Origin of the sequence: Curtobacterium sp. 22159, from assembly GCF_052045775.1 — a bacterium.
GTDB lineage: Bacteria > Actinomycetota > Actinomycetes > Actinomycetales > Microbacteriaceae > Curtobacterium.
Genome location: NZ_JBQEPN010000012.1, coordinates 1 through 25,419, shown reverse-complemented (window position 1 = coordinate 25,419; position 25,419 = coordinate 1). Strand labels below are relative to the sequence as shown.

General features: G+C 72.4%; 18 protein-coding genes. 5 read left to right on the top strand and 13 right to left on the bottom strand.

Annotated elements, in window-relative coordinates:
- Positions 1-2: 2 nt before the first annotated feature.
- The 8 genes from ACTJKO_RS13915 to aroA all read right to left on the bottom strand — a co-directional run bounded on the left by ACTJKO_RS13915 (position 3) and on the right by aroA (position 12,220).
- Positions 3-1,385, bottom strand: a complete 1,383-nt coding sequence (locus ACTJKO_RS13915) for an O-acetylhomoserine aminocarboxypropyltransferase/cysteine synthase family protein (RefSeq protein ID WP_440689698.1) — start codon at positions 1,383-1,385, stop codon at positions 3-5.
- Between the two features lie 135 nt (positions 1,386-1,520).
- The gene (locus tag ACTJKO_RS13910) at positions 1,521-2,234 is read right to left on the bottom strand and encodes a M50 family metallopeptidase (RefSeq protein WP_440689696.1); all 714 of its coding nucleotides are present in this window, start codon (positions 2,232-2,234) and stop codon (positions 1,521-1,523) included.
- Positions 2,235-2,374: 140 nt separating this feature from the next.
- Positions 2,375-4,189 carry a glutamine--fructose-6-phosphate transaminase (isomerizing) gene (gene glmS, locus ACTJKO_RS13905; RefSeq protein WP_440689694.1) on the bottom strand — a complete coding sequence of 605 codons (1,815 nt, stop codon included), beginning with the start codon at positions 4,187-4,189 and terminating at the stop codon, positions 2,375-2,377.
- 394 nt (positions 4,190-4,583) lie between these two features.
- A complete protein-coding gene (locus ACTJKO_RS13900) occupies positions 4,584-7,298 on the bottom strand; it encodes an AAA family ATPase (protein ID WP_440689692.1) in 2,715 nt (904 codons plus the stop codon).
- Between the two features lie 459 nt (positions 7,299-7,757).
- Positions 7,758-8,540 (bottom strand): inositol monophosphatase family protein, encoded by a 783-nt coding sequence (locus ACTJKO_RS13895; protein ID WP_440689690.1) that lies wholly within the window; start codon positions 8,538-8,540, stop codon positions 7,758-7,760.
- Positions 8,541-8,558: 18 nt separating this feature from the next.
- A complete protein-coding gene (locus ACTJKO_RS13890; RefSeq protein ID WP_440689688.1) occupies positions 8,559-9,710 on the bottom strand; it encodes a hypothetical protein in 1,152 nt (383 codons plus the stop codon).
- Between the two features lie 52 nt (positions 9,711-9,762).
- Positions 9,763-10,809: a ribosome small subunit-dependent GTPase A gene (gene rsgA, locus ACTJKO_RS13885; RefSeq protein WP_440689686.1), complete on the bottom strand. Its 1,047-nt coding sequence runs from the start codon at positions 10,807-10,809 to the stop codon at positions 9,763-9,765.
- A 4-nt stretch (positions 10,810-10,813) separates the two neighbouring features.
- Positions 10,814-12,220 carry a 3-phosphoshikimate 1-carboxyvinyltransferase gene (gene aroA, locus ACTJKO_RS13880; RefSeq protein ID WP_440689684.1) on the bottom strand — a complete coding sequence of 469 codons (1,407 nt, stop codon included), beginning with the start codon at positions 12,218-12,220 and terminating at the stop codon, positions 10,814-10,816.
- A gap of 126 nt (positions 12,221-12,346) precedes the next feature.
- Between aroA and ACTJKO_RS13875 the strand changes: the two genes are divergently transcribed.
- Genes ACTJKO_RS13875 through ACTJKO_RS13865 form a run of 3 tightly spaced genes read left to right on the top strand, consistent with a single transcriptional unit; the run spans position 12,347 to position 13,857 of the window.
- Positions 12,347-13,135: a sigma-70 family RNA polymerase sigma factor gene (locus tag ACTJKO_RS13875; protein WP_440689682.1), complete on the top strand. Its 789-nt coding sequence runs from the start codon at positions 12,347-12,349 to the stop codon at positions 13,133-13,135.
- On the top strand, positions 13,132-13,374 hold the full coding sequence (locus tag ACTJKO_RS13870) for a zf-HC2 domain-containing protein (RefSeq protein WP_440689680.1): 243 nt from the start codon (positions 13,132-13,134) through the stop codon (positions 13,372-13,374). Before ACTJKO_RS13875 ends, ACTJKO_RS13870 begins: the two co-directional genes overlap by 4 nt.
- A 42-nt stretch (positions 13,375-13,416) precedes the next feature.
- The gene (locus tag ACTJKO_RS13865) at positions 13,417-13,857 is read left to right on the top strand and encodes a GNAT family N-acetyltransferase (protein WP_440689678.1); all 441 of its coding nucleotides are present in this window, start codon (positions 13,417-13,419) and stop codon (positions 13,855-13,857) included.
- A 77-nt stretch (positions 13,858-13,934) separates the two neighbouring features.
- Here the strand turns inward: ACTJKO_RS13865 and ACTJKO_RS13860 are convergent, their stop codons facing one another.
- On the bottom strand, positions 13,935-17,690 hold the full coding sequence (locus ACTJKO_RS13860) for a multifunctional oxoglutarate decarboxylase/oxoglutarate dehydrogenase thiamine pyrophosphate-binding subunit/dihydrolipoyllysine-residue succinyltransferase subunit (RefSeq protein WP_440689676.1): 3,756 nt from the start codon (positions 17,688-17,690) through the stop codon (positions 13,935-13,937).
- A gap of 209 nt (positions 17,691-17,899) precedes the next feature.
- Here ACTJKO_RS13860 and ACTJKO_RS13855 point away from each other — a divergent pair, with 209 nt between their 5' ends.
- Positions 17,900-19,339, top strand: a complete 1,440-nt coding sequence (locus ACTJKO_RS13855) for a GuaB1 family IMP dehydrogenase-related protein (protein WP_440689674.1) — start codon at positions 17,900-17,902, stop codon at positions 19,337-19,339.
- A gap of 357 nt (positions 19,340-19,696) precedes the next feature.
- Here the strand turns inward: ACTJKO_RS13855 and ACTJKO_RS13850 are convergent, their stop codons facing one another.
- From ACTJKO_RS13850 to ACTJKO_RS13835, 4 genes are all read right to left on the bottom strand, one after another.
- On the bottom strand, positions 19,697-20,734 hold the full coding sequence (locus ACTJKO_RS13850) for a hemolysin family protein (protein ID WP_440689672.1): 1,038 nt from the start codon (positions 20,732-20,734) through the stop codon (positions 19,697-19,699).
- Positions 20,731-22,110 (bottom strand): hemolysin family protein, encoded by a 1,380-nt coding sequence (locus ACTJKO_RS13845; RefSeq protein WP_440689670.1) that lies wholly within the window; start codon positions 22,108-22,110, stop codon positions 20,731-20,733. The genes ACTJKO_RS13850 and ACTJKO_RS13845 overlap by 4 nt, the downstream gene beginning before the upstream one ends.
- A 202-nt stretch (positions 22,111-22,312) precedes the next feature.
- On the bottom strand, positions 22,313-23,395 hold the full coding sequence (locus ACTJKO_RS13840) for an NADH:flavin oxidoreductase/NADH oxidase (RefSeq protein ID WP_440689668.1): 1,083 nt from the start codon (positions 23,393-23,395) through the stop codon (positions 22,313-22,315).
- A gap of 9 nt (positions 23,396-23,404) precedes the next feature.
- The gene (locus ACTJKO_RS13835) at positions 23,405-24,043 is read right to left on the bottom strand and encodes an HAD family hydrolase (protein ID WP_440689666.1); all 639 of its coding nucleotides are present in this window, start codon (positions 24,041-24,043) and stop codon (positions 23,405-23,407) included.
- Positions 24,044-24,067: 24 nt separating this feature from the next.
- Between ACTJKO_RS13835 and ACTJKO_RS13830 the strand changes: the two genes are divergently transcribed.
- Entirely contained in the window at positions 24,068-24,943 is an 876-nt protein-coding gene (locus ACTJKO_RS13830) for an ADP-dependent NAD(P)H-hydrate dehydratase (RefSeq protein ID WP_440689664.1), read from the top strand.
- Positions 24,944-25,419 lie beyond the last annotated feature (476 nt).

Sequence of the window (25,419 nt, the reverse complement as noted above, 5' to 3'; positions counted from 1 at the left end):
CGTCAGAGCTCCTCGACGATCACGTGGTCCCCGGGGACGGCGTGTTCCAGGGAGGCGAGCTCCGCGTCGGGGCCGAGCCGCGCCTCCCGTGCGCCGCGCAACGCCGCGAACCCGCGGTCGAGGTCGCGGACGAGGTCCGCGACGTCCTCGATCCCCACCGACAGCCGGATCAGGCCGTCGTCGATGCCCTGCTCGGCCCGTTCCGCAGCCGTCTTGCCGGCGTGCGTCGTCGTCGCCGGGTGCAGGATGAGCGACCGCACGTCGCCGAGGTGGGTCATCCGGCTGAACAGCTGCACGGCGTCGATGAAGGCGCGTGCGGCGTCCTCGCCGCCGGAGAGGGTGAACGCGAACACGGACCCGGCGCCGCGCGGCAGGTAGCGTTCGGCGAGGTCGTGGTACGGACTGGAGGCCAGCCCCGCGTGGTCGACGCTCGTCACCTCGGGCTGCTGCTCCAGCCAGGACGCGATCTCCAGCGCGTTCCGGCTGTGCCGTTCCACGCGCAGGGACAGCGTCTCGATGCCCTGCCGGATGAGGAAGGCGTTGAACGGCGACGGGCTCGGTCCGACGCGAGACGCCACGACGTCGCGGGCGAACACGACGAACGCGCGGGCACCGTACCGCTCCACGTAGCTCGCGCCGCCGAGGGAGCGGTCCGGGCTCGTCAGGTGCACCCAGCGCTCCGGGGACGCGGACCAGTCGAACGTGCCGCCGTCCACGACCACGCCGCCGAGCCCGGCTCCGTGGCCGGACAGGAACTTCGACGCGGAGTGGATCACGAGGTCGGCGCCGTGCTCGATCGGGCGGGCGAGGTACGGCGTCGCCAGCGTGTTGTCGACGATGAGCGGCACGCCCGCGCGGTGGGCGGTGTCGGCCACGCCGGTGATGTCCAGGACGTCGTTCTTCGGGTTCGGGATGGTCTCGGCGAAGAACGCCTTCGTGTTCGGCCGGACGAGTCGCGCCCACCCGTCGAGGTCGCGCTGGTCGGGGACGAAGTCGACCTCGATGCCGAGGCGCCCGAGGTTCTGCACGAGCAGCCCCTTCGTGCCCTCGTAGATGCTCCGCGCCGCGACCACGTGGTCGCCGGCCTGCAGCAGCCCGAGGAACGCGACCGTCGCCGCCGCCTGGCCGCTGCCGACGAGGATCGCCTCCACGCCGCGCTCGAGCAGGGCGACCCGGCGCTCCACGTCCGCGTTGGTGGGGTTGCCGAGGCGCGTGTACGTGTAGCCGTCGTCGGTGCCGGCGAAGCGGTCACGGGCCTGCTCGAAGTCGTCGAACAGGAAGCCGGAGGACATGTGGATGGCGGGGACCCTCGCGCCGTGCCCGGCGTCGGGCTGGAACCCGCCGTGGACCTGTTCGGTGGCGAAACCGTGCTCCTCGTCCGTCATGGGACACCTCCTGCCGTCGTCGTGTCGGTACTCTCGCAGGCCCGGGGTGGGGAGCCGCCGTTTGCGGCCTCCGGTTACGACGACGCGCGCCGGGCGGACGGGAGGCGCGGGTCGGGCCCGTCCCGCGCCGTGCGTTCAGACCAGGGCGCGGAGTGCGCTGACGACGGTCGCCCAGGTCTCGAGCAGGGGCCCGCGGGCGAGCCAGACCGCCAGCGCGTTCACCGCGAGGAACAGCACGAACCACAGCCCGGCCGGCACCCGCATCTCGGCCGCCGCGATGTGGAAGTCCGTCTGCACCCGCGCCCCCGTCAGCAACCACCGCGCGACCTGCACCACCGACCGGAGACCGTCCACCACGAAGAACGCCCCGACGGCCGCGACGACGAGCACGGTGGCGTCCGACGGCCGCAGCGCGACCCAGAGCGCGAGTGCGTCGAACCCGATCACGACGAGCAGGCCGAACCAGTTCCGCACGAACGCGAGCGCGACGAGGCCGACGACACCGAGCACCGCCACGGGCAACCACCGCGAGGCGTGCAGGACGCCGGTGACGAGCAGGACGCCCACCCAGATCGGTGCGCTGTAGCCGGCGAACAGGTTGAGGACCCGGACGAGCCATCGGACGGCACCCGGTACCCCGCCGAGTTGCACCCAGGCTTCGCCGGAGCCGTCGGGGTGGAGCTCGATGCGTCGGATGCGCCCGCCGAACGGCACGACGACGACCGCGTGGCCGACCTCGTGGGCGATGGTCGCGGCGATGCGCGCCACCCGGCCGGCGGCGGGCACGAACGGCAGGACCGCGCCGACGAGGAGCGCGATCGGGACGAGGGCGGGGGCTGCGGTGGTCAAGGCACCAGGATCGCAGCACCAGCCCGGAGGGACCCGTGCGGGTCAGGGCGCCGTGGCGAGCACGACGACCGTCGCGAGGACGACCAGCGCCGTGAGGACGGCCAGGAACACCGTCAGGCGGTTCATGTGCGAGTGCCTGGCTATTCGACCGTCACCGACTTGGCGAGGTTCCTCGGCTTGTCGACGTCGCAGCCGAGCTGCAACGCGAGTTCGCGGGCGAGCATCTGCAGGGGGACGACCGCTTCGAGCGGTCCCCAGGGTGCGGTGGCCCGACCCCACGTCAGGTCTCCGGCGGCGCGTCGGCCGAGTGCCGGGATGTCCGAGCCCTCGGTGCCGATGGTGATGACGAAGCCGCCCCGTGCCCGGACCTCGGCGATGTTCGCCTGCAGCCGGGGCTCGCCGTGGTCGACCACGACGACGGGCGTCCCGTCGTCCACGAGTGCGAGCGGACCGTGCTTGAGCTCGCCCGCGGGGTACGCCTCGGCCCAGCGGTAGCTGAGCTCCTTGAGCTTGAGGGCGCCCTCGGCGGCGTACGGCAGACCGGCGCCACGGCCGAGGAACAGGAACCCCGAGGCGTCCCGGACGCTCGACACGAGCAACGGGATGCGGTCCGCCGCGATCGCTGCGGCGTGCGCGATGCGCGACGGCAGGTCGGACAGCTCGGCGACGAGTGCGGCGGCACGGGCGGCGTCGATGCGGCCGGACGCCACGAGCGCGGACACGACCACCGCGACCCCGACCACCACCTGGGCGGTGAACGTCTTCGTCGCGGCCACGCCGACCTCCGGCCCCGCGTGGCAGTCGAGCACCGCGTCGGCCCGACGGGCGAGCGACGAGTGCACGTTGTTCGTCAGCGCGAGGACGGGGTGTCGGTCCTCGAAGCGGTCGAGCGCGCGGAGGACGTCCGCGGTCTCACCGGACTGGCTGATGGCGACGACGAGGGTGTCCGGTCCGAGGACGACCTGGTCGGCCTCGCTCGCCACGACGATGTCCGTCGGGACACCCCCGAGGCCGCGCAGCGTGGTCGCGATCACCTGTCCGGCGTTCAGCGACGTGCCGCACGCGACGACCGCGAGCCGGTGGAAGCCGGGCAGTCCCAGCCCGACCCACATGCTGCCGTCAGCCGCGCGTCGCGCGACGCGGTCGAGGATCGCCGACACCACGGCCGGTTGCTCCTCGATCTCCTTCGCCATGTGGTCCGGGTGGTCGCCGAGCTCGAGTGCGGTCGCGGCGAACGGTGACGGCGTCGGGAACGGCACCGGCACGACCACACCGGCCGACGACCACGTCCACGCCTCGCCCAGTTCCACGACGTCGCCGTCACGGAGGGCCACGAACGTCTCGCACCACTCGGCGATCGCCCCGATGTCGCTCGCGACGAAGTCGCCCCGTGCGGACCGTGCGACCACGAGCGGCGACCGGTCCGCTGCCACCACCATCCGACCGGTACGGGCGTCGAGCACCACGACGGCCCACGACCCCTCGAGCTGCGCCGTCGCGATCTGCACGGCGAGCATGAGGTCCGGGTCCACGGCGAGGGCACGCTCGACGAGGTGTGCGATCACCTCGGAGTCCACGTCCGACGAGAACCGGTGCCCCTGCCGTTCGAGCACCGCGCGCAGCTCGTCGGCGTTCTCCACGATGCCGTTGTGCACGATGCTGATCCGTCCGGAGCAGTCCGCGTGCGGGTGGGCGTTCGCCTCCCGCACCACGCCGTGCGTCGCCCACCGGGTGTGGCCGACCCCGACACCGGTGAGCGCGGCGCCCGAGCGGGCCGCGACGAGCGTGCGGAGGTCGCCGACGCGGGACACCGACCGGATCGTCTCGGTACCGCCCGCGGCGGTCCGCACGGCGATGCCCGCCGAGTCGTACCCGCGGTACTCGAGTCGTTCGAGGCCGTCGAGCAGGTACGGGGTCGCGTCGTCGGTGACGCGGGCCGCGATGATGCCGCACATCTGGTGTCCCTTCGGTGGACGGGAGCAGCGGGGGAGCCGGGGGAGCTCGGGGGAGGGGAACGGCACCGACCGCCGTCGGGTCTGCCGTGCGTCCGGTCCACTGACCCGACCGCCGCCCGTCCTCGGATCAGGCGAGGACGGACGACGGCGTGCGTGGGCCGGTGGTTCGGGTACCGGACGGGGTACCACGGGCGGGCTCCCGGAGGAGCACGGCGGTCGGTGCAGGAGAACTCTCACCCGCGGCCCGCTCGCACGGCAACGCCCGGCACCCGCTCTTGCGGTTCACCGCGCCCGACGTGCGAACCGGTGCGGGCGCGTGCGGGGTCGCGCAACGCACGGGAGGCGCGGTGCCGACCGGCACCGCGCCTCCCGTCCGACGAGACGTCGAGTCAGGTCACGTGAGGAGCGCGACCAGGTGCGACCGCGACCGTGCACCCACCTTCCGGTAGATCTGCGTCAGTCGCAGCTCCACCGTCCGCTGCGACATGAACAGCGACGACGCGATCTCACGGTTGCGGTAGCCCTCCGTCACCTTCTGCACGACGGCGCGCTCCTCTGCGGTGAGCGAGGTGAGCACCGCCGACGGGTCCGGAGCGCTGCGCGGCGTGCCGGGTGCCGGCACCGACAGCACCGGACCCGACCGCAGGGACGACGCCGACCCGGAGGACGGCATCGCGACGGTCGCGACCGGCGCGGCCAGCGGGCGCCGGAGCCCCGCCGCCTCGTACGCCGCCGCGGCTGCCGCACCCAGGCGCGGACGTTCCGACGGACTCCCCACCGCGGCGAGGGCCGCGAAGGTCCGCGCACGCTCGAACTGCGAGTCGTGTGGCTGGAACAGCTCCAGCGCGCGCCGACGGGCCGTCTCACGCGTGGTGTCGTCGGCGATGAGCGCGAGACACCGGGCGAGCACGAGCGCACCCCAGCGGGACGGGCGGGCGTGGTGGTCCGCCGCGAGCCGAGCGGCGACGGCACGGGCGTCGTCGACCCGGCCGAGGCGCGAGTACACCTCGACGAGGTCCCCGAGGTGCCGCAGCACCGCGGGGTTCCGCAGCGACCGACCGATGGCGTCGGCGGCCTCGAGGGACACCACCGCCTCGTCCAGCCGACCGTCGAGCAGCAGGACCCGGCCGCGCAGGGCGTACAGCTTCGCGGTGGCACCCCACAACCGGTTCGTCGACCGTTGCGCCAGGCACCGGTCCAGGACCTCGAGCGCCTCCGGGGTCCGCCCCTCGGCGAAGTGCCGCCACGCGATCGCGATCGCCCGCGACGGCTCGCGCAGCCGCTCGACGACGGACGACCCGGCTTCCCACACGTCGATCGCGCGGAGCGCCTGCCGGAAGTTCCCGGAGCGCACCTCGTTCTCGGCCGACAGGTAGCGCGCCGCCTCGGTCCACACCGGCATCGTCTCCGGTCCGCGCGCGAGGACGAGCGCGAACACCCGACGGGCACTGCGGTACCGCTCGGCGATGCTCAGGGCGTGCGCGAGGAGGAGCAACGCCGGGTCCGACATCCGGAGCAGCGTCGACGTCGACAACCCGTCGTGCAGCTCCGCGTCGGGCGGGAGGGTCCCGTCGACGGCGGCGATGAGTTCCTCCGCCGCCGTCGTGATCTCCACCGTGTGCGGGGACGCCGACGCCCGGAGCGGTTCGGCCCGCGCGAGGAGGTCCCGTGCGTGGTCGAGTTCCCAGGCCTCCGCCCGGAAGCTGGCGACCATCGCCAGGAGCCCGCCGACGGCGTCCGCCTCGGACGCGTCCGCCGGGTCGACGGGCACGAGGAGCTCGTCCGCGTGCACCACGTCGCCGCTGAGGTACTGCACCGAGTACTCCAGGCGGAGCCGACGTGTCTCGTCCGCCATCGCCCGGAACGGCCGGATCGCCGCCAGGTACCGCGCCGCGAAGCCGAGCAGCCGGTTCGCCAGCAGGGCCTCGGCGACGCCCAGCAGCGCCACGTGCTCGTCCTCCGTACCGCCCCCGATGTGGAGCGCCCGTTCGGTGAGCACGACCGCCGCCTGCGCGTTGCCGTCCACGACGTACGACCGAGCAGCGCCGAGCAGCGCGACCACGTCGGGGACCTCGTCGACGAAGCTGCGGTGCCACGCGGCCGCTCTGGGGTCGGACTCGGCGCTCGCCGTGGCCAGCGCGGTGTGGGCCGCTCGTCGGTCGCGGGCGGGCATCCGCCAGTAGAGCACCGACCGGACCAGGGGGTCGCGCACCGTGACGGTCTGCCCCTTGACGGACGTCAGCCCGGCGTCGGCGAGGTCGTCGAGTTCGTCGCGGTCCCATCCGGCGGTCTTCGCCACCGGGACGAGGGCGAGCCGAGCGAGGACGTCCAGATCGCGTCCCGCAGCGGAGCCGAGCGCCAGGGCCGCGATGGCCTCGGTGGTCGGCGTGGGGCGGAGCGGGAGCACGAGCGGCTCGGAGCCGCCCAGCTGCTCGCGGGACAGCACCGACAGCTGCTCGCGCAGCGCGCCGGGGTTGCCGCCGGTCTCCTCGGCGAGGATCGCGAGCACGCCCTCGTTCGCGTCCTCGGGCGCCATCGCACGGGCGAGCACGAGCGCCTCGTCCGCCGGGAGCGGTTCGATCCGGAGCACCGGGAGTGCGGCGAGGGGGCCGTCCGACGGGACCGTGCGCACCGAGGCCACGACGCGCAGGGCGGTGCCCGCGAGGCGGGAGGCGAGGAACGCGATGAGCTCCTGGCTCTCCGCGTCCATCCGGTCGAGGTCGTCGATGAGGACGAGCGTCGGCGGCAGGGTCAGGGCGTGCACGGCGTCGAGGAAGTCGTGCGCCGCCGCGAGCCCGGCGGTCTGCGCGGGGGTGGTGCGTTCCGTGGCAGCCGAGCCGTTCCCCTGGAGCAGGTGGGCGATGTGGGCCGTCGCACGGGGATCGTCGAGTGCGGTGAAGAGCGACGTCACGCCGGCCAGGGGCCAGCGCGATTCGCTCCCGTTCACACCGACGCGGACGACGGGGAGGGAGACGCGGTCGGCGACCGCGTCGAGGACGCTGCTGCGTCCGGAACCAGGGTCGCCGACGACGACCATCGCGGACTCACGAGGGAGTACGGCGAGGGTCGCGATCCGGTCGACCTCGAGACGGCGACCGGTGAGTGCCATGACTCACCGGCCTCCGGGCCCGGAAGCGGATGCGGTGGGGGACGCGGTCCGGACGGCGGCGCGGCGGGTGACCGCGAGCATCGCCGGACGCGGGGCACGCAGGTGCGGACGCGTGCCGAGGCAGTCGGATTCGATGTGCGGACGACGAGTGAGGGTGCACTCGGTTCCGCTCGGGAACGATGATGTCATCGTCTGTACCACCCCTCGGGTTAGGGTTTTCGGACGAAACACGACCGGTCCGGCAGCACGCTCGGATCTAGGGAATCCGGGGCGTCACCTGGCCTGTCGCCTGCGAGCACGATAACTCAGGTTCTGCCCGTGATGGCCGGTCCCCGCAATGTGGAGCCCCGGACCGTGCCCCCAGTACGGGGGGCCACGTGCCCACTGTGGGGGTCGATTCCGATACGCCGCGGTACGGAAACGGGGTACAGCACCACCGGTGCCACGGTCGGCCGGTGGTCAGCGGCGGATGCGCTCCACGACGGCGTCGTGCACGAGGCCGTTGGTGGCGAGGGCGCTGCCGTGCCACGGGCCCGGGTCGCCGTCGAGCGAGGTGAACCGCCCGCCGGCCTCCTCGACGATCGGCACGAGGGCGGCGATGTCCCACGGCTTGAGGTCGGGTTCGCCGGCGACGTCGAGGACGCCCTCGGCCACCATCATGTACGACCACATGTCCCCGTACGCGCGCGTGCGCCAGACGTGTCGGGACAGGTCGACGAGCGCGTCGAGCCGGTCGTCGTCGTCCCACTGCTGGAGGCTGTTGTAGCTGAGGCTGGCGTCGGCGAGCGTGTCCACGCCGGAGACGTGGATCGGGCCGTCCAGGGAGTGGGCGCCGAGCCCCTCCGCCGCCCACCAGCGCTTGCCGAGGGCCGGAGCGCTCACGACGCCGAGGACGGGGCGGCCGTCGACCGCCAGGGCGATGAGGGTCGCCCACACCGGCACGCCGCGGAGGTAGTTCGCGGTGCCGTCGATCGGGTCCACGACCCACTGCCGGTGTCCCTCGCTGACGGCGTCGGCACCGCTGTCGGCGACGGTCTCCTCGCCCAGGAAGGCGTCGTCGGGGCGCTCCGCCGCCAGCCGCTCGCGCAGGGCACGTTCGACCGCCTGGTCGGCGTCGGTGACGTGCGTGCTGTCGGCCTTCCTGGACACGTGCAGGTCGGCGGCGCGGAACCGGTCGAGACTGATCGCGTCGGCGGTGTCGGCGAGGGAGCGGGCGAAGTCCAGGTCGGCGCTGAGGTCCACGGTCGTCAGCGTAGCGTCCTAGGCGGCGACCACCGCTTCCTCCTCGAGGCGGGTGACCTCCCGTTCGCGGGCGACGCGGGCCTTCCGGGCGACGAGGCCGTGCACGACGACGCAGAGCAGCACGGCCACGGCGAGCCAGATCGCGAGGACGAGCGACGACCGGCCGAGCGAGGCGCCGGGGAAGTACAGCAGGTCCTGTGCCGCCTGGAGCCAGGCCGCGCCGCTCCAGAACGTGTTGAGGCCGGCGAACAGCCCGGGCTGGAACGCCGGCTGGAAGATGCCGCCGGACGAGGTGAAGTTCAGCATCACGAACAGCATCGTGAGGATCGGGGTCGTCCAACGGCCGAGCACCGGGTGGAGGCCGACGCCGAGCGCCACGATGATCGCGTCGTAGAGCCACGCGAACAGGAAGACCTCCCACCGGTGCGTGGTGATGATCCCGTAGAGCGGACCGGCGACGACGATCCCGATGCCGGCGACGACGCCCGACGTGGCGAGTCCGACGACGGCGGTCCACAGCGGCCGGAGCCGGGTGGCGAACGCGGCGACGGCGATCGCGGAGGCGTAGCCGCCCACGCTGAGGGCGACCAGCAGGAAGAACAGTCCCTGCCCGGTGGTGTCCTCGGCGCCGGTGGGGACGACGTCCCGGACGGCCAACGGCAGGTGTGCCCGGTACGCGATGGGCAGGAAGACCTTCTGCGCGGCGCTCGCGGTCGTCTCGGAGGCCGCCGTCGAGACGTAGAGCGTCGCGTCGGTCGCGGTCGGGGCGTACACGGCGGCGAGCTCTCGGTCGCGCACCTCCTGTTCCGCGGCCTCGGTCGACGGGACGACGTGCGCCACGAGGGCGCCGTCGGACCGGTCGGTCACGGTCTGCGCGAAGACCTGGGTCGCGGGGGTCTGCCCCACGATCCCGACGGGCAGGTCGTGCGGGGTGGGCGCGTGGAAGGCGCCGAGGTACGCCAGGCCCATCCCGACCGCCAGGAAGAGCGGTACGAGGATGTGGGAACCGAAGGACGCCAGGATCCGGCCGAGGCCCTGCGGGTGTAGTGCGCTCGGTCGCCGGGGCGGACGGGAACCGCGCACGGCGGCGTGCGAGTGCGGCTCGGCGGGGGAGGACGGGGCGTCGACGGTGGTGGTCGGCGCAAAGTTGTACTTTGCAACTTCAGACACGAGGGGCAACTCTACAACGCCGGTGCGCACGTGTCGATCCCGGGCGGGCGCGCTACTCGGTGCCCGGGTCCTCCGCGCCCATCCCGGTGAGGAGCGCCCGGAACGAGTCGAGCCGCTCGACGCCGGTCGGACCCAGCTCGCCCGCCTGCACGCGGTCCACGATCTCCCAGTCGTGCGCCTGGTCGAGCGGGATGCCGTCCTCGGGCTCGCGCACCGGCACCGCGTGCGCCGCGAACGCCCGGAACACGTTGGCCGGGTCCACGTGGCCCAGCCCGAACGACCGGACGCCCGGGGTGTCGATGATCCAGCCGCCGCCCTTGACCTGCAGGGCGATCGAGGACGACGACGTGTGCCGACCGCGGCCGGTCACCGCGTTGACGACACCGGTCGCCCTCGTGGAACCGGTCAGGGCGTTCACGAGTGTCGACTTGCCGACGCCCGAGTGCCCCACGGTGACGGTGACCGCGCCGTCGAGCACCTCGTGCAGGGCGTCGTACGGCACGTCGTCCTGCCGACTCGTCACGACCCGGAGGTCCAGGCAGTCGAAGTGCCCGAGGAACTCCGCCGGGTCGGCGAGGTCGGTCTTGGTGACGCACAGGACCGGGTCGAGTCCCGCGTCGAACGCCGCGACGAGGTACCGGTCGATCAGCCGGGGACGGGGCTCGGGGTCGGCGGCGGCCACGACGATGAGCATCTGGTCGGCGTTCGCGACGATGACGCGCTCGACGTCGTCGGTGTCGTCCGCGCTCCGGCGCAGCAGCGTGGTCCGTTCCGCCACCCGGACGATGCGGGCGAGCGAACCCGGCTCGCCCGACACGTCACCGGCGAGGAACACCGTGTCCCCGGTCACGACGGACTTCTTGCCCAGCTCGCGGGCCTTCGTCGCCGTGACCAGCCGGTCCCCGACGAGCACCCCGAACCGACCCCGGTCGACGTTCGTCACCCAACCGGTCGGCGCGTCCTCGTACGTCGGTCGGACCTTCGTGCGCGGGCGGTTGCCCTTGGGGTTGGGACGGACCCGGACGCTCGACTCGTCGTACTGACCGTACGGTTCGTCCTCGTCCGTGTCGTCACCGTCGACGTCGTCCCACCAGCTCATCGCGTCACCCCTGGTCGCCGTCCGTGGCCTGGTCGCCGTCCGTGACCCCGTCGCCGTCCGTGACCGCGGAGTCGACCAGCGCTGCCCACAGCTCGGGGAACTGCGGCAGCGTCTTCGCGGTCGAACCGACGTCGTCGACGGCGACGCCGTCGACGATGAGGCCCACGATCGCCCCGGCGGTCGCCATCCGGTGGTCGTCGAACGCGCGCCAGTCGCTGCCGTGGAGCGCGGCAGGCTCGACGAGGAGACCGTCCTCGAGTTCCTGCACCGCGCCTCCCGACCGGTTCACGTCGTCCGCCAGGGCGGCGAGGCGGTCCGTCTCGTGACCACGCAGGTGCCCGATCCCGGTGATCCGCGTCGGTCCGCCGGCCAACGCGGCGAGGGCGACGAGCGCGGGAGCGAGCTCGCCACCGCGCGTCAGGTCGAGGTCGAGGCCGGGGAGGGAGGCGCCACCCCGGACGCCGGGGCCGCCGTCGAACACGAGGTCGTCGCCGTCGCGCGTGACGGTCGCACCCCACCGGGGGAGCAGCGTCTCGAGGTCCGCGCCCACCTGGGTCGTCTCCGTCGGCCAGGTGCGGATCCGGACCGTCCCACCCGCCACGAGCGCGGCGACCGCGAACGGCGCGGCGTTCGACAGGTCCGGTTCGATCGTGACGTCGCGCGCGGCGATCGGTCCGGGGTGCACGACCCACTCGCCGACGGCCGGCTCGTCGACGCGGACACCGCGTTCGCGGAGCGCGGCGACCGTCATGTCGATGTGCGGTATGCTCGGGAGCCGCTCGCCGACGTGCGTGAGGTGCAGCCCCTCGTCGAAGCGGGGCGCCGACAGCAGCAGCCCGGACACGAACTGCGACGACGCCGACGCGTCGATCGACAGCGTGCCGCCCCGGACCGACCCGGTGCCGGTGAACGAGAACGGCATCGCGCCGTCACCGTCGTCGGTGACGTCCACCCCGAGGTCGGCGAGCGCGCGGATGATGGCGTGCATCGGACGCTTCCGGGCGTAGGGGTCGCCGTCGACCGTGACGGGCCCGACCGCCAGCGCGGCCAGCGGCGGCAGGAAGCGCATCACCGTGCCGGCGAGGCCGCAGTCCAACCGCACGTCGCCGTGCATCGGAGCGGGGGTGATGCGGAGGTCCGGGCCGTACGGGTTGGGCGCCTCGCCCGGGGCGGGGGCGACCTCGCCGATCCCGACGCCGAGCTGCCGGAGACCCGCGACCATGAGCGCCGAGTCACGGGAGTGCAGTGGCAGCCGGATCGTCGACGGGCCGTCCGCGAGTGCGGCGAGCACGAGCTCCCGGTTCGTCAGCGACTTCGACCCGGGGAGCGCGACGTCGCCGCGCAACGGACCACGCGCGACCGGGGCGGTCCAGGCGTCGATCGGGGACTGGGAATGCGTCGAGGCTGCCATCGGTTCACAAGGGTACTGAACGCACCGGGAGGATCAGTGGCGACAGCGACACTCGTACGACCGCGGACGGCTCTGCCCGCCGTGCCGACGACGCTCGGGGGTGCCCTCGGCCTAGACTCGACGGCGATGACGACCGACGAACCGCACGCCGCACCGCACGACCTGGTCGAGGAGACCGAGGCGCAGCTCGACGCGGTCTCCGAGGAAGCCGGACTGACGGGCGACGAAGACCACGACGAGCTCGACGTCGTCGATGCGAAGACCGTCTCGGAATCCGAACTCCGCGCCCTCTTCGAGGACCAGGCGCTGCCGTTCATGGACCAGCTCTACGGCGCCGCGATGCGGATGACCCGCAACCCCGCCGACGCGTCCGACCTCGTGCAGGAGACGTTCGTCAAGGCCTTCGCGGCCTTCCGGCAGTTCCGTCAGGGCACGAACCTCAAGGCGTGGCTGTACCGGATCCTCACGAACACGTTCATCAACACGTACCGCAAGAACCAGCGGAACCCGTACCAGGGCACCATCGACGAGCTCGAGGACTGGCAGCTCGGCGGCGCGGAGAGCGTCACGCAGTCGATCTCGGCGCGTTCGGCGGAGGCCGACGCCATCGACCACCTGCCGTCCTCCGCCGTGAAGGACGCGCTGCAGGCCATCCCCGAGGACTTCCGGATGGCCGTGTACTTCGCCGATGTCGAGGGGTTCTCCTACCAGGAGATCGCCGACATCATGAAGACCCCCGTGGGGACGGTCATGAGCCGACTCCACCGTGGTCGCCGGCTCCTCCGGGGGCTCCTGGCGGACCATGCCCGTGAGACCGGCATCGTCCCGGACGCAGCGTCGACGGCGACGATGCGCGGGCGGGGCCGGAAGGTTGCCGCGACGTCGGGTCGCGTCGAAGGGAAGGAAGCACGATGAGCGGCTGCGACTGCTCGAAGGCGAAGGCCGAGCTCGAGGAGTTCCTGCACGGCGAGCTCTGCCGTGAGGACGCCGCGGACATCCGTGAGCACATGGACGGCTGCGAGGACTGCACGACCGAGCACCGCGTCGGCGTGGTCCTCATCGAGACCGTCCGGCGTGCGTGCAAGGAGACCGCGCCCGAGGAGCTCCGGAACGAGATCCTCGCCCGCATCCGCGTGGAGCAGGCCACCCACTAGGGTCGTCGTCACACGCGTGGGCGGGTGGGTAGTCTCACGGTCATGACCCTCCTCGTCGAGTCGATCACCACCTGGACCGACACGGACGTCGCCGACGTCGCCGCACTCGTCCGTCAGCTCGGCCACACGGTCTCCGAGCCCGCGATGCGCGCACGACTCGAACGGCTCACGCCCGCCGCGGGACACCGGACCTGGCTGGTCCGCGGCGACGACGGACGTGCCGTGGCGGTCGCCGGGGCACAGGTCACGTGGGCCTACGCCAGCGACGAGCCCACGGCGCAGCTCCTGCTGCTCGTGGTCGACCCGGAGGCCAGGAGGAACGGCACGGGTTCGGCGCTCATCGGCACCTTCGAGACGTGGGCGGTGGAGCAGGGCGCGCGTCGCCTCAGCGCCGTCAGCGCCGCCGCGACCGACAGTGCGCACCGTTTCTACCAGAAGCGCGGGTACCACGAGGCCGGCGTGCGCTACACGAAGATCAAGTAGCGCGCGCGGCGCGAACGTCGACGGAGCGACGCGCGAAGCGCGCCGCTCCGTCTCGAGGCCGCGGCCGGCTCTCGGGCCTAGCCGAGGGCCTTCGCGATGACCTCGGTCGCCTCCTGTGCGGAGCGCTTCGACGATCCGGTCGCGGGTGCGGCACTCGCCGGACGCGCGGCGACGGAGAGCGGACGTCCGTCCAGGTGCGGCGACAGGTTCATGCACACGAACGGCCATGCGCCCTGGTTCTCGGGTTCCTCCTGCGCCCAGACGACCTCGGCGTCCGGGTAGCCGGCGAGGACCTCGAGGATGCGCTCGAGGGGGAGCGGCGCGAGCTGCTCGAGCCGGACGAGAGCCACGTCGCTGCGCCCGCGCTTCTCGACCTCGGCGCGCAGGTCGTGGTGCACCTTGCCGGAGTGCAGCACCACGCGGCGCACGGCCGAGCGGTCTGCCACGCGGTCGTCGTCGAGCACCTCCTGGAACGTCCCGCTCGTGAACGCGTCGACCGGGCTGGTCGCCTGACGGAGCCGCAGCATGGCCTTCGGCGAGAACACGACGAGCGGCTTCTGCGGTCGGGCCCACGCCTGGCGACGCAGCAGGTGGAAGTACGACGCCGGCGTCGACGGGCGCGCCACGACCATGTTGTCCTCGGCGCAGAGCTGCAGGTAGCGCTCGATCCGGGCGGACGAGTGGTCGGGGCCCTGGCCCTCGTACCCGTGGGGGAGCAGGAGCACCAGGCCGGAGCGCTGGCCCCACTTCTGCTCGGCGGACGAGATGAACTCGTCGATGACCGTCTGCGCACCGTTGGCGAAGTCGCCGAACTGCGCCTCCCACAGCACGAGTGCCTCGGGGCGCTCGACCGAGTAGCCGTACTCGAACGCCATCGCCGCGTACTCGCTGAGCAGCGAGTCGTAGACGTAGAAGCGTGCCTGGTCCTCGGTGAGGTTCGACAGCGGCAGCCACTCCTGCCCGTTCACCCGGTCGTGGAACACCGCCTGGCGCTGGACGAACGTGCCACGGCGGGCGTCCTGACCGGCCAGGCGGACCGGCTTGCCCTCGACGAGCAGCGAGCCGATGGCCATGAGTTCCGCCATCGCCCAGTCGATGCCGCCGTTGCGCGTCATGTCGGTGCGCTTCGAGAGCAGCTGCTGGAGCTTGGGGTGGATGGAGAAGCCCGCTGGCGGGTTGCTGTGCGCGTCGCCGATCGCCCGGACGAGGTCCTCGGACACGGCGGTCTCGTGCACCTCGTGCTCGGAGTCGTCCCGCTGCGCCGCCGGACGTTCGAGCCCCTGCACGGCGCCGTCGTCGTCGACCGGGATCACCGGGATCGTGCCGGTCTGCGCCTCGTGCGTCTCGGCGAACGCGCGTTCCAGGCGGTCCTGGAAGTCGCGGTGTGCCTCGTCGTACTCCTCTTGTGTGATGTCGCCACGGCCGACGAGGGCCTCGGTGTACAGGGTGCGGACGGAGCGCTTCGCCTCGATGAGGTTGTACATGAGCGGCTGCGTCATCGATGGGTCGTCGCCCTCGTTGTGCCCGCGGCGCCGGTAGCAGATGAGGTCGATCACGACGTCGCGGTGGAACTCCTGCCGGTACGCGAAGGCGAGCTCGGCCACCCGCGCCACGGCCTCGGGGTCGTCGCCGTTCACGTGGAAGATCGGCGCCTGGATCGTCTTCGCGACGTCGGTGGAGTACACCGACGTGCGAGCCGACTCCGGCGGGGTGGTGAACCCGACCTGGTTGTTGATGACGAGGTGCACCGTGCCGCCGGTGCGGTAGCCGCGCAGCTGCGACATCTGCAGCGTCTCGACCACGACGCCCTGGCCGGCCATAGCCGCGTCGCCGTGCACGAGCACCGGCAGCACACCGAACGTCCCCGGCGCCTCACGGTCCTGCTTCGCCCGGACAATTCCCTCGAGCACGCCGTCGACCGCCTCGAGGTGGGAGGGGTTCGCCGCGATCGTGACCGGGATGGCCGTGCCGTCGCTCGCGCGGAACACGCCCTCGGTGCCGACGTGGTACTTCACGTCGCCGGAGCCCTGGCCCGACACCGCGCCGGGGAGCGACGACCCCTCGAACTCGCGGAAGATCTGCCCGTACGTCTTGCCCGCGATGTTGGTGAGCACGTTCAGGCGGCCACGGTGCGCCATGCCGATCGCGACCTCGTCGAGCCCGGAGGTCGCGGCGTGCTGGATGAGCGTGTCGAGGAACGCGATCGTCGACTCACCGCCCTCGAGCGAGAACCGCTTCTGGCCGACGTACTTGGTCTGCAGGAAGGTCTCGAACGCCTCGGCCTCGTTGAGCTTGCCGAGGACGCGGAGCTGCTCCTCCTTCGAGGGCTTCGAGTACGGCACCTCGATGTGCGCCTGCACCCAGCGACGCTGCTCCGGGTCCTGGATGTGCATGTACTCCACGCCCACCGTGCGGCAGTAGGCGTCACGGAGGATCCCGAGCACGTCGCGCAGGGGCGCGGTCGTCGTGCCGGCGAGACCGCCGGTGACGAACTCGCGGTCGAGGTCCCAGAAGGTCAGCCCGTGGCTCTCGATCTCGAGGTCCGGGTGGGTGCGCTGCCGGTACTCGAGCGGGTCGATGTCCGCCATGAGGTGCCCGCGGACCCGGAAGCTGTTGATGAGCTCCTGCACGCGCGCGGTCTTGTTGACGCGGTGCGCGAGGTCGACGTTGATGTCGTTCGCCCACTGGATCGGCTTGTACGGGATGCGGAGCGCCGAGAAGATGTCCTCGTAGAAGCCGTGCTGGCCGATGAGCCGCTCGTGGACCATCTTGAGGTACTCGCCCGACCCGGCGCCCTGGATCACGCGGTGGTCGTACGTGCTCGTCAGCGTGATGGTCTTGCCGACACCGAGCTCGACGAGGGTCTTCGGCGCGGAGCCCTGGAACTGCGCCGGGTACTCGAGCGCGCCGGCACCGATGATCGCACCCTGTCCCTTGGTCAGGCGCGGGACGGAGTGGACCGTGCCGATGCCGCCGGGGTTGGTCAGCGAGATCGTCGTGCCCTGGAAGTCCGCGGGGGTGAGCTTGTTGTCGCGGGCCCGCTTGACGAGGTCCTCGTAGGCGGAGAGGAACTGGCCGAACGTCAGGGTCTCCGCGCGCTTGATGCTCGGGACGAGCAGGGACCGCGAGCCGTCCTTCTTCGGGACGTCGATCGCGATGCCGAGGTTCACGTGCGCCGGCTGGACCACGAAGGGCTTGCCGTCGCGCTCCTCGTAGAAGACGTTCTGGCTCGGGAAGTCCTTGAGCGCCTGGACCATCGCCCAGCCGATCAGGTGCGTGAACGAGATCTTGCCGCCGCGGGCCCGGCGCAGGTGGTTGTTGATGACGATGCGGTTGTCGATCATCAGCTTCGCCGGGATCGTCCGCACGCTCGTGGCCGTCGGGACGCTCAGCGAGGCGTCCATGTTCGACGCGAGCGTCTTCGCCATGCCCCGGAGCGGGGTCGCCACGTCCTCGTGGGTCTCCTCGTGGTCGTCGGCGGCGTCGTTGGCCTCGGCCGGGATCGGCTGCGGTGCCGGCTGCCGGGACGTGGTCCTCGCCTGGATGGTGCCGGACTTCGCCTCGCCCGGGGTGTCGCCGGTCGCCGGCTGCTGCGTGGAGGACTGCGTCGGAGCGGGCGCGGAGGACGCCGCGGCGGGAGCGGGAGCCTGCTCGGGGGAAGCAGCCGGAGCGGCACCGCCCTGCGAGCGGTGGTAGCTCTCGAGGACCGGCCACCAGGACTTGTCGACCGAGTCCTTGTCCGTGACGAACTGCTCGTACAGCTCGTCGACGAGCCACTCGTTCGCCCCGAATTCGCCCGCGGTCTCGTCCGTTCCGGTCAGATGGCTCGACACAGCCGATCGCCCACTCTCCGTCGATAGATGCTCGTGTGTGTCGTGCGGGCAACCCTGCCTCGCACAGGTCCCGATCCTAGCCGCTCGCGGATGACCGTTCGGTGTCAGTCGGAGGCGGGTCGCGCCTCCCGTCCGCCCGTCGCGCGTGTCGCGCCGGGCCGAGCCGGAGCACCCCGACCGGCCACCCTGCGGAGCCGTACAGTGGCCCCATGAGGTTCTACGAGACGCGGCCGACGCACGACCTGACCTACTCCGACGTCTTCCTCGTCCCGAGCCGTTCGGCGGTGACGAGCCGCTTCGACGTGGACCTCGCCACGAACGACGGCACGGGGGCGACGATCCCGATCGTGAGCGCCAACATGAACTCCGTCACCGGACCGCGCCTCGCCGCCACCCTCGCACGGCGCGGCGGACTCGGTGTGCTGCCGCAGGACATGCACCTGCAGGACCTCGACCAGGCGATCCGCTGGGTGAAGGACCAGCCCGTCGACTTCGACACCGCCTACGACATGGGCGCGGACACGACCGTCGCCGAGGCGCTCGAGCAGCTGCTGCCCGTCGCGGGACGCGGGGTCGTGGTCCGGGACGCCGCGGGGGAGTACCTCGGCTGCGTCCCCGCCGGACGACTCGGCACCGCCGGGGCCGACGCCACGCTCCGTGACCTGCTGCACGGGCCGTCGACCGCGATCGACGCCGAGGACGCCGGCACCCCGCGCCACGTGTACGACGTGCTGAGCGCCGCCGGGGTCGACTTCGCGCCGGTCGTCCGGCACGGCAAGGTCGTCGGCACCGTCAGCCAGACCAGTGCCATCCGCTCCGACATCTACCGGCCCGCGGTCGACGCGGACGGCCGACTCCGGGTCGCCGCCGCGGTCGGCATCAACGGGGACGTCGCCGCGAAGGCGAAGGCCCTCGCCGCGGCCGGCGTCGACGTGCTCGTGCTCGACACCGCGCACGGCCACCAGGAGGGCATGCTCCGCGCGCTGCGCGAGGTCTCCGCGCTCGGGCTCGGCCTCCCGATCGTCGCGGGGAACGTCGTCACCGCCGACGCCGTCGCGCACCTCGTCGACGCCGGCGCCTCGATCATCAAGGTCGGGGTCGGCCCGGGCGCGATGTGCACCACGCGCATGATGACCGCCGTCGGGCGCCCGCAGTTCTCCGCCGTGCTCGAGACCGCCGCGGCGGCCCGCTCGCTCGACGCGCACGTCTGGGCCGACGGGGGCGTCCGGTACCCGCGGGACGTCGCGCTCGCGCTGGCCGCCGGTGCATCCGCCGTGATGATCGGCTCGTGGTTCGCCGGCACGCTCGAGGCGCCCGGGGTCCTCCGCCGCGACGCCGCGGGCAAGGCGTACAAGGAGAGCTGGGGGATGGCGTCCGCCAAGGCCGTCCGGGAACGGTTCGAGCGGCTCGATCCGTACGAGCGGGCCCGCAAGGCGCTCTTCGCCGAGGGCATCTCGTCGTCGACGATCTACCTGGACCCGGAGCGGCCCTCGGTGGAGGACCTGCTCGACATGATCACGACGGGGCTCCGCAGCTCGGCGACGTACGCGGGTGCGGCGTCGCTCGCGGAGTTCTCGGAGCGGGCGCTCGTCGGCATCCAGTCGGCTGCCGGGTACGAGGAGGGCAAGCCGCTGCCCGTGAGCTGGTAGCGCGGCCGCGGCGCTTGCCGAGTCTCGGCCGGCGGGGGCCGAGTCTCGGCCTGAGCGACACGTCTCGGGCTCCGGAGCGCGAGGGACGTCGCTGAGCGCGAGTCTCGGCCCGGCGTGCTGGCGACCGGGCGCACCGGACGGGAGGCGCGGTGCCGGCTGGCACCGCGCCTCCCGTCTGCGTCCGGGTCGCGCCGCACGCGCCGCCGGTGCCCGAGTCTCGGCCCGCCGGTGCCGAGTCTCGGCCTGGGCGACACTTCTCGGGCTCCGGAGCGCGAGAACTGTCGCTGAGCGCGAGACTCGGGGCAGCCCTGCCAGCCCAGCCCAGCACGGCCCCTGCCGGCCCGGCCGGCCGGCCGCTCAGCGGCGGCGGGTGGCGTCCTCGACCTCGCCGACCAGTTCCTCGAGGATGTCCTCGAGGAACAGCACACCCAGCGTGCGCCCGTCCGCGTCGAACGCCCGGGCCACGTGACGGCCCGCCGCACGCATCGTGGCGAGCGCGTCCTCGAGGTCCATCTCGGTGTAGAGCGAGATGAGCTGCCGGATGCGCTTCGGCGGCACCGGGTCGTCGTACTCGTCCGGGCGCAGGTCGATGACGTCCTTGACGTGCACGTAGCCCGTGGGGTCGCCGTCGTCCCCGACGAGCACGTACCGCGAGAACCCGCGCTGCGCCACCGCCCGCTCCACGTCGCCGGGCGTTGCGTCGTCGGGGAGGGTGACGAGCTCGGCCATCGGCACCGCGACGTCGCGGACCTTCTTCCCGGTGAACTCGAACGCCATGGCGAGCTTGCCGTCGTCGGTGAGCGTGCCCTCGCGTCGGGACTGCTCGACGATGGTCTGGACCTCGTCGACCGTGAACGCGCTCACCGCCTCGTCCTTCGGCTCGACCTTGAACAGCCGCAGCACGGCGTTCGCCGCCTCGTTCAGGCCGACGATCACCCAGTGCAGCCCGTGCCCGATGTACCACAGCGTCGGCACGAGGAGCAGGGCGGCGCGGTCGGGCATCGAGAACGAGATGTTCTTCGGGACCATCTCGCCGAACACGACGTGCAGGAACGACACCAGCAGCAGGGTGAACACGAACGCCACGGTGCCGATGACCTCGACGCTCCAGCCCGTCAGGTGCAGCGGGACCTCGAGCAGGTGGTGGATCGCCGGCTCGGACACGTTGAGGATGAGCAGCGAGCACACGGTGATGCCGAGCTGGGTGGTCGCGAGCATGCGGGTGGCGTGCTCCATCGCCCACAGCGTCATCTGCGCCGACTTCGAGCCCGCCTCGGCCCGCGGCTCGATCTGGGAGCGTCGCGCGGAGATCACGGCGAACTCGGCCGCGACGAAGTAGGCGTTGCCGAGCAGCAGCACGAACAGCCAGAAGATGCCCCACCAGTCGGAGCTCATCGGGTGCCGCTCTTCGTCGCGGTGGTCGTGGTGGTGCTCCCGGTCGCCGGGATGATGATCCCCGTCGCCGGCGTCTCCGGCGCGGTGGGCGTCCAGCGGATCCGGTCGATACGGCGGCCGTCGAGCCGCTCGACGCGGAACACGCCGTCGTCGAGCGACACCTCGTCACCGACCACCGGCAGCCGCCCGAGCCGGGACATGATGAACCCGCCGACGGTCTCGTACGGGCCGTCCTCCGGCACCGTCACGCCGGCGCGGTCCTCGAGTTCGTCCGGTCGGAGGAGCCCGGGGAACGTCAGCCAGTCCCGGGACCGCACGACGTCGATGCGGGCGCGGTCGTGTTCGTCGGACACCTCGCCCACGAGCTCCTCGACGAGGTCCTCCAGGGTGACGACGCCCGCCGTGCCGCCGTACTCGTCGACCACGATCACCATCTGGTAGCCGCGGCCCCGCACCTCGGCGAGGAGCGTGTCGCCCGGCATGGTCTCCGGCACCCGTTCGGCGTCGGTCATGAGCGCACCGACCGGCACCTCGGGGCGCTTCTCACGGGGGACGGCGACGGCCTGCTTCACGTGCACGATGCCGACGACGTCGTCCGCGTCCTCCTCGATGACGGGGAAGCGGCTGAACCCGGTGCGTCGCGCGAGGGCGATGACGTCCTCCGCGGACTCCGAGACGCGGATCGTCGACAGTCGCGGACGCGGGGTCATCACGTCGCTCGCGCTGAGTTCGGAGAACGAGATCGTCCGCTCGAGGAGCGTCGCGGTGTCCTGTTCGAGCGACCCCTCGGACGCGGACCGGCGGAGCAGGGAGGTGAGCTCCTCGGCACTGCGCGCACCCGACAGCTCTTCCTGCGGCTCGATGCCCAGGGACCGGAGCACCCCGTTCGCGGTGCCGTTCAGGACGGCGACGGCGGGCTTGAACACGGTCGTGAAGGCCACCTGCAGCGGGACCACGAGCTTGGCGGTCTGCAGCGGGAGTGCGAGCGCGAAGTTCTTCGGCACGAGCTCGCCGAGGATCATCGACAGCAGGGTCGCGATGACGAGCGCCACGATCGAGCCGACCGTCTCCACGACCGCCTCGGGCAGCTGCAGTGCGAGGAACGGCGCCTCGAGCAGCGTCGCGATCGACGGCTCGAGCAGGTACCCGGTGAGCAGCGTCGTCAGGGTGATGCCGAGCTGCGCGCTGGAGAGGTGCGTCGACGTGACCTTCAGGGCGCCGATGACGGGTCCGAGACCGGTCTCGCCGCGAGCCTGCCGTGCTTCGACGTCGGCGCGGTCGAGGTTGACGAGCGCGAACTCGGACGCCACGAACACACCGGTGCCGAGCGTCAGCAGGATGCCGCCGACCAGCATGACGATGTCGATCGGACTCATGATTCACCCCCCGGAACGTGCGGGGAGGGGCTGCTCACCGAGTGAGCGCCGGATGAGTGGGAGGGCGAAGAACTGTTCGGGGGATCGTCCACAGTGGGTCCAATGGTACTGCCTGGCGCGTCGCGAAACCGAGAATCCGTACAGAACGCGGGTCGCGCCTCCTGGACGGACAGGAGGCGCGACCCGCGTCGTCGACGTCGGCCTACGCGGTGACGCGGGCCCGGTGGTACTGCTGCGGCTCGTAGTCGACCGTGACGCCGAGCTCCACCGCGGCGCGGAGCGGGAAGGCGGGGTCGCGGAGGAACTCCCGGCCGACCATGACGACGTCGGCCTGCCCGGTCGCGACGATCTGCTCGGCCTGGAACGCCTCCGAGATCATCCCGACCGCGATCGTGCCGATGCCGGCATCACGCTTGATCGCGGCGGCGTGCGGGACCTGGTAGCCCGGGCCGACCGGGATCGGTGCGCTGGCGACGTTCCCGCCGGTCGAGACGTCGGCGAGGTCGGCGCCGTGCTCCGCGGCCCAGCGGGCGACCTGCGTGGTCTCCTCGAGCGTCAGACCGCCGTCGATCCAGTCGGTCGCCGAGAAGCGGACCACGACCGGGAAGCCCTCGCCGACCTCGGCGCGCACGGCGTCGAGGACCTCGAGGAGCGCGCGGGCGCGGTTCTCGAGCGTGCCGCCGTACTGGTCCTCGCGGTGGTTCGACAGCGGGGAGAGGAACTGGTGGAGCAGGTACCCGTGCGCGGCGTGGATCTCCACGAGGTCGAAGCCGGCCTCGATCGACCGACGTGCCGCCGCCGCGAACGCGAGCGCCACGACGCGGATGTCCTCGGGCGCGAGCTCGCGCGGGACGTCGTACCCGTCGAACGCCTCCGCCGACGGGGCCACGGTCTGCCAACCGCCGTCCTCGACCGGCACGGTGCCCTGCGTCTGCTCCCACGGGCGGTGGGTGGATGCCTTCCGGCCGGCGTGCGCGAGCTGGATGCCCGCCGCGGCGCCCTGCGAGTGGATGAAGTCGACGATCGGTCGGTAGGCGTCACGCTGCTCGTCGTTCCACAGGCCGAGGTCCTGCGGGGTGATCCGCCCCTCCGGCACGACACCCGTCGCCTCGACCACGACGGCTCCGGCGCCGCCCTTCGCGAAGCCGCCGAGGTGGACGAGGTGCCACGGCGTCGGGACGCCGTCCCGGGCCTCCACCGAGTACTGGCACATCGGGGACACCCAGATGCGGTTGCGGACCGTGAGGTCGCGGATGGTGATCGGTTCGAACAGGGCGTGCGTCACGCGGGCTCCTCAGGGGACGGGCACCGGTGCGGGCTGCTCGGCCAGTTCCGCCAGGAACGACCGGAGTCCCTCCGGTGACGTGTAGTGGTGGCCGATCGCCCCGATCGCTTCCGCTCCGGCGACGTTCTCGGCCCTGTTGTCGACGAACACCATCTGACGCGGGTCGATTCCCAGACGCGCACAGGTGTCGCGGTAGATGGACGGTCCGGGCTTGAGGACGTGCTCCTCGGCGCTCACCACGACCGTCTCGAACAGCGACCCCATCGGCGAGCGTCGGTACGGGTCCCCGAAGTCGAAGCCGGCGTTCGAGAGCAGGGCGAGCCGCGTGCCGCCCTCGTGCAGTTCCTCGACGACCGCGAGCGTGTCGGGCTCGACCTCGAACCACCCCGTGAAGTCGATCGCCCAGAACCGGTGGATGTCCGTGACCGTCCAGTGCCGCCCGGTCCGCTCCGCGATCGCCCGCCAGTACGCCAGGACGGAGAGGTCCCCGCGGTCGAGGTCGTGCCGGAGCTCCTGGTACACCGGGAACAGTTCGTCGGCCGGCACGCCCGTCGCCGCCACCAGGAGGTCGCGCGAGGCGTGCGGCGTCCGGCTGATCACCTCGCCGTAGTCGAAGACCACCACACGACCGGGCAGGAACAGGCTCATGCGCTCCACCGTAACGTGGCGACCGTGAACGACTTCGTCCCCTTCGCCCCGACCGACGCCGCAGCCTGGACCACCGCCCCGCACGGTGACTCGACCAAGTACCGACGCGGCGTCCTCGGCGTCGCCACCGGTTCCGACCAGTACCCGGGCGCCGCCGTGATGGGTGTCGACGCGGCCGTGCACACCGGCGTCGGGATGGTCCGGTACGTCGGACCGTCGCGTGCGTCCGACCACGTGCTCGCCCGTCGTCCCGAGGTGGTCTCCGGGGCCGGCCAGGTACAGGCGTGGCTCGTCGGGTCGGGGATCTCCGCGGACTCGGTCGGCGCGCTCGACCCGACGACCGCCGCGGGGTTCGCGCACGCGTCGGACGACGGCGTCCCGGTCGTCGTGGATGCCGGGGCGATCCCGCTGGTCGACCTCGGCCCGCTCGCGGTGCTCACCCCGCACGCGGGCGAGCTCGCCGCCGTGCTCGACGTTTCCCGGGAGTCGATCGAGCAGGACCCGGGCGCCGCGGCACTCCGAGCGGCGGCACAGACCGGGAGCGTCGTGCTCCTCAAGGGATCCGACACGCACGTGGCGACGCCGGACGGTGCGGTGCGGCTCGTGGCCTCCTCCGCGACGCCGTGGCTCGCCGCCGCCGGTGCCGGGGACGTCCTCGGCGGGGTGCTCGGGGCGCTGGTCGCGACCCGGCAGGGTGCCGCGGAGCCCTCCGGCGCGTCGCTCGGGCCGGCCGACCTGGCGCACCTCGCGGCGACCGCGGCGGTCGTGCACGGGATCGCTGGCCGGCGTGCGTCCCGCGGGGGTCCGTTCACGATGACCGCGCTCATCGAGGAGCTCCCCGGGGTGGTCCGCGACCTGGTCGTCGAGGGCGACGCGCGGGGCCCGGCGCCGGTGGGGTGATCGCGGTCGACTCGGTGCGACGAGGTCGCTGTCCCACGACGTCGACGGTGTCGTTCGTTGCGCGCGCGGGGTGTTGCGGGCGCGGCCGGGCGCGGTGGTGGGCGCGGTTGGGCGCGATTGGGCGGGGCTGACTCGATGCGACGAAGTCGCTGTCGCACGACAGCGACGATGTCGTTCCTTGCGTGCGCGGGCTGTCGCGGGCGCGGCTCGACGACGAAGTCGTTGTCGTGCGACGTCGACGATGTCGTTCGTTGCGTTCGCGGGCTGTTGCGGGCGCGGCCCGACGACGAAGTCGTTGTCGTACGACGTCGACAACGTCGCTCCTGTCCTGCGGGGCCTCTCGTGCGCGCTGTCAGGCGCGGCCGAGTCGATGCGACGAAGTCGCTGTCGTACGACACCGACGATGTCGTTCCTTGCCTGCGCGGGCTGTTGCGGCTGCGAGCTGGCGACGAAGTCGCTGTCGTACGACAGCGACG